The organism is Aliigemmobacter aestuarii (assembly GCF_004799285.1).
In the GTDB taxonomy this organism is placed as follows: domain Bacteria; phylum Pseudomonadota; class Alphaproteobacteria; order Rhodobacterales; family Rhodobacteraceae; genus Aliigemmobacter; species Aliigemmobacter aestuarii.
This window is the reverse complement of record NZ_SSND01000012.1, coordinates 1-3,606: the sequence shown is the minus strand read 5'-3', so window position 1 is coordinate 3,606 and position 3,606 is coordinate 1. Positions and strand designations below refer to the sequence as shown.

Annotated in this window: 5 protein-coding genes, 1 tRNA gene and 5 pseudogenes; 9 read left to right on the top strand and 2 right to left on the bottom strand. The window is 68.3% G+C overall.

The features are described from left to right. Positions 1–121 precede the first annotated feature (121 nt). The gene (locus E7811_RS17835; protein ID WP_136396033.1) at positions 122–433 is read left to right on the top strand and encodes a hypothetical protein; all 312 of its coding nucleotides are present in this window, start codon (positions 122–124) and stop codon (positions 431–433) included. Here the strand turns inward: E7811_RS17835 and E7811_RS17830 are convergent. Further along, complete coding sequence (locus E7811_RS17830) at positions 400–681, bottom strand: hypothetical protein (RefSeq protein WP_136396032.1); 282 nt, start codon at positions 679–681, stop codon at positions 400–402. The genes E7811_RS17835 and E7811_RS17830 overlap by 34 nt on opposite strands. A gap of 117 nt (positions 682–798) precedes the next feature. On the opposite strand from E7811_RS17830, the gene E7811_RS18430 reads away from it, so the two are divergent. The 8 genes and pseudogenes from E7811_RS18430 to E7811_RS18415 all read left to right on the top strand — a co-directional run bounded on the left by E7811_RS18430 (position 799) and on the right by E7811_RS18415 (position 3,315). Next, the gene (locus E7811_RS18430; protein ID WP_449353882.1) at positions 799–1,104 is read left to right on the top strand and encodes a DUF7507 domain-containing protein; all 306 of its coding nucleotides are present in this window, start codon (positions 799–801) and stop codon (positions 1,102–1,104) included. A 97-nt stretch (positions 1,105–1,201) separates the two neighbouring features. Beyond that, positions 1,202–1,278 (top strand) — tRNA-Met (locus tag E7811_RS17825). A gap of 100 nt (positions 1,279–1,378) precedes the next feature. Further along, complete coding sequence (locus tag E7811_RS17820; RefSeq protein WP_168733086.1) at positions 1,379–1,570, top strand: DUF7507 domain-containing protein; 192 nt, start codon at positions 1,379–1,381, stop codon at positions 1,568–1,570. Between the two features lie 196 nt (positions 1,571–1,766). Then, positions 1,767–1,850: pseudogene (locus E7811_RS18425) on the top strand (hypothetical protein); the annotation flags it as partial. Between the two features lie 136 nt (positions 1,851–1,986). Beyond that, positions 1,987–2,214, top strand: a pseudogene (locus tag E7811_RS17810) (CoA-transferase); the annotation flags it as partial. A gap of 24 nt (positions 2,215–2,238) precedes the next feature. Continuing rightward, a pseudogene (locus E7811_RS17805) lies at positions 2,239–2,469 on the top strand (CoA-transferase); the annotation flags it as partial. After that, positions 2,469–2,624: pseudogene (locus tag E7811_RS18420) on the top strand (DUF7507 domain-containing protein); the annotation flags it as partial. The pseudogenes E7811_RS17805 and E7811_RS18420, both read left to right, overlap by 1 nt. A gap of 73 nt (positions 2,625–2,697) precedes the next feature. Then, positions 2,698–3,315 (top strand): DUF7507 domain-containing protein, encoded by a 618-nt coding sequence (locus tag E7811_RS18415; protein WP_449353881.1) that lies wholly within the window; start codon positions 2,698–2,700, stop codon positions 3,313–3,315. A gap of 189 nt (positions 3,316–3,504) precedes the next feature. On the opposite strand, the pseudogene E7811_RS18300 reads toward E7811_RS18415, so the two are convergent. After that, positions 3,505–3,606, bottom strand: a pseudogene (locus E7811_RS18300) (succinyl-CoA--3-ketoacid-CoA transferase); the annotation flags it as partial.

The following is a 3,606-nucleotide window of genomic DNA, read 5'->3' as shown; positions in this document are numbered from 1 at the left end:
TCCATCGCCAACACCGCGACCGCCTCGGGCACCCCGCCCGTGGGCGACGCCGTCACCGACACCGACAGCGTGACGCTGACCGCGGCGCAACAGCCCGCGATCACGCTGGACAAGACCGCCGATGTCGCCACCTACCAACACCGCGACGGCCTCGGGCACCCCGCCCGTGGGCGACGCCGTCACCGACACCGACAGCGTGACGCTGACCGCGGCGCAACAGCCCGCGATCACGCTGGACAAGACCGCCGATGTCGCCACCTATGGCACGCTCGGCGCCAACACCGCGACCGCCTCGGGCACCCCGCCCGTGGGCGACGCCGTCACCGACACCGACAGCGTGACGCTGACCGCGGCGCAACAGCCCGCGATCACGCTGGACAAGACCGCCGATGTCGCCACCTACGGCACGCTCGGCGCGCCGAGCGTGCCGTAGGTGGCGACATCGGCGGTCTTGTCCAGCGTGATCGCGGGCTGTTGCGCCGCGGTCAGCGTCACGCTGTCGGTGTCGGTGACGGCGTCGCCCACGGGCGGGGTGCCCGAGGCCGTCGCGGTGTTGGCCAACACCGCGACCGCCTCGGGCACCCCGCCCGTGGGCGACGCCGTCACCGACACCGACAGCGTGACGCTGACCGCGGCGCAACAGCCCGCGATCACGCTGGACAAGACCGCCGATGTCGCCACCTATGGCACGCTCGGCGGCCTCGGGCACCCCGCCCGTGGGCGACGCCGTCACCGACACCGACAGCGTGACGCTGACCGCGGCGCAACAGCCCGCGATCACGCTGGACAAGACCGCCGATGTCGCCACCTACGGCACGCTCGGCGAGACCATCACCTACAGCTTCGAGGTTGACCGGCCTGTCGGCGATCACCCCGGCCCCGGTCAGCCTGGCCCCCGGCGCCAGCCAGATCTTCACCGCCACGCTGACCGTCACCCAGGACCACCTCGACGCAGGTTCCATCGCCAACACCGCGACGGCCTCGGGCACCCCGCCCGTGGGCCCGTCACCCAGGACCACCTCGACGCAGGCTCCATCGCCAACACCGCGACCGCCTCGGGCACCCCGCCCGTGGGCGACGCCGTCACCGACACCGACAGCGTGACGCTGACCGCGGCGCAACAGCCCGCGATCACGCTGGACAAGACCGCCGATGTCGCTCAACGAAAAAACCTGGTCAAAACGATCAGTACCATCCTTGACGCGGGGTGGAGCAGCCCGGTAGCTCGTCAGGCTCATAACCTGAAGGCCGCAGGTTCAAATCCTGCCCCCGCAACCAAAATATCCACGCTAGATCAACAGCTTAAGAGCCGCCCTCTCGGGCGGCTTTTTGCGTTCTCCCACGCGGGTCAACAATAGGTGCCTCGGGCACCCCGCCCGTGGGCGACGCCGTCACCGACACCGACAGCGTGACGCTGACCGCGGCGCAACAGCCCGCGATCACGCTGGACAAGACCGCCGATGTCGCCACCTATGGCACGCTCGGCGAGACCGTCACCTACAGCTTCGAGGTCGAGAACACCGGCAACGTGACGCTGGCCAATGTCTCGGTCACCGACCCGCCAAGGTAATCAAGCGAGATCAATGGGTTGGGCCGTAAGTGGTTGATATCTAAGGATCAGATGTTCTCTTTTTGGTCCGCCTCATAACCTGAAGGCCGCAGGTTCAAATCCTGCCCCCGCAACCAAAATATCCACGCTAGATCAACAGCTTAAGAGCCGCCCTCTCGGGCGGCTTTTTGCGTTCTCCCACGCGGGTCAACAATAGGTGGCCCCGGTCAGCCTGGCCCCCGGCGCCAGCCAGATCTTCACCGCCACGCTGACCGTCACCCAGGACCACCTCGACGCAGGTTCCATCGCCAACACCGCGACGGCCTCGGGCACCCCGCCCGTGGGCGACGCCGTCACCGACACCGACAGCGTGACGCTGACCGCGGCGCAACAGCCCGCGATCACGCTGGACAAGACCGCCGATGTCGCCACCTACGGGCGTGGGCCGGGTGGTGGTCGTGATGGACCACACCTCGAAGCACGGCGAATCGAAGGTGCTGCGCGACTGCACCCTGCCGCTGACCGGCAAGGCGGTGGTGGACCGGATCATCACCAATCTCGGTGTCCTCGACGTGGGCCACAAGGGGCTGCATGTCGTCGAGCTTGCCCCCGGCGTGACCGAGGCCGAATTGCGCGCCGCGACCGAGGCGACCATCGTCGACTGATGGCGACGACAGGCAGAGGGGGCTGCGGGCGTGGGCCGGGTGGTGGTCGTGATGGACCACACCTCGAAGCACGGCGAATCGAAGGTGCTGCGCGACTGCACCCTGCCGCTGACCGGCAAGGCGGTGGTGGACCGGATCATCACCAATCTCGGCGTCCTCGACGTGGGCCACAAGGGGCTGCATGTCGTCGAGCTTGCCCCCGGCGTGACCGAGGCCGAATTGCGCGCCGCGACCGAGGCGACCATCGTCGACTGATGGCGACGACAGGCAGAGGGGGCTGGGCCCCGGTCAGCCTGGCCCCCGGCGCCAGCCAGATCTTCACCGCCACGCTGACCGTCACCCAGGACCACCTCGACGCAGGTTCCATCGCCAACACCGCGACGGCCTCGGGCACCCCGCCCGTGGGCGACGCCGTCACCGACACCGACAGCGTGACGCTGACCGCGGCGCAACAGCCCGCGATCACGCTGGACAAGACCGCCGATGTCGCCACCTACGGCACGCTCGGCGAGACCATCACCTACAGCTTCGAGGTACGCCGTCACCGACACCGACAGCGTGACGCTGACCGCGGCGCAACAGCCCGCGATCACGCTGGACAAGACCGCCGATGTCGCCACCTACGGCACGCTCGGCGAGACCATCACCTACAGCTTCGAGGTCGAGAACACCGGCAACGTGACGCTGACCAATGTCTCGGTCACCGACCCGCTGACCGGCCTGTCGGCGATCACCCCGGCCCCGGTCAGCCTGGCCCCCGGCGCCAGCCAGATCTTCACCGCCACGCTGACCGTCACCCAGGACCACCTCGACGCCGGCGTTGCGGATGCGATGAATCCCGTCCAGAACATCAAGGGCGGTGTGGCCTATCTTGACTGGCTGATGAAGGAATTCGACCGCGATCCGCTGATGGTGCTGGCCGCCTACAACGCGGGCGAGGGGGCCGTTCGGGCCAATGACGGCGTGCCGCCCTATGCCGAGACGCGCGATTACGTGCCCAAGGTTCTGGCGGCCTGGCAGGTCGCCCAGGGGCTGTGCCTGACGCCACCCGAACTGGTGACGGATCCCTGCGTCTTCAAGGTGATCTCGGCCGAGGGCTGAGGCCGGAAAAGGCAAGGGGGGCTGTCTGCCCCCCTCTTTGGCTGCGCCAAATTCACCCCCCGAGGATATTTCCGGACAGAAAACGAAGCCGTCATCCGGATCGTCGGATTTTCTGTCGGCAAGTATCCTCGGGGGTGAGCCGCCGCAGGCGGCGAGGGGGCAGACAGCCCCCTCTGCCTGTCGTCGCCATCAGTCGACGATGGTCGCCTCGGTCGCGGCGCGCAATTCGGCCTCGGTCACGCCGGGGGCAAGCTCGACGACATGCAGCCCCTTGTGGCCCACGTCGAGGAC

Coding starts and splice junctions, on each gene's coding strand:
- E7811_RS17835 (WP_136396033.1), top strand. CDS start 122: ATGTCGCCACCTACCAACACCGCGACGGCCTCGGGCACCCCGCCCGTG.
- E7811_RS18430 (WP_449353882.1), top strand. CDS start 799: ATGTCGCCACCTACGGCACGCTCGGCGAGACCATCACCTACAGCTTCG.
- E7811_RS18415 (WP_449353881.1), top strand. CDS start 2,698: ATGTCGCCACCTACGGCACGCTCGGCGAGACCATCACCTACAGCTTCG.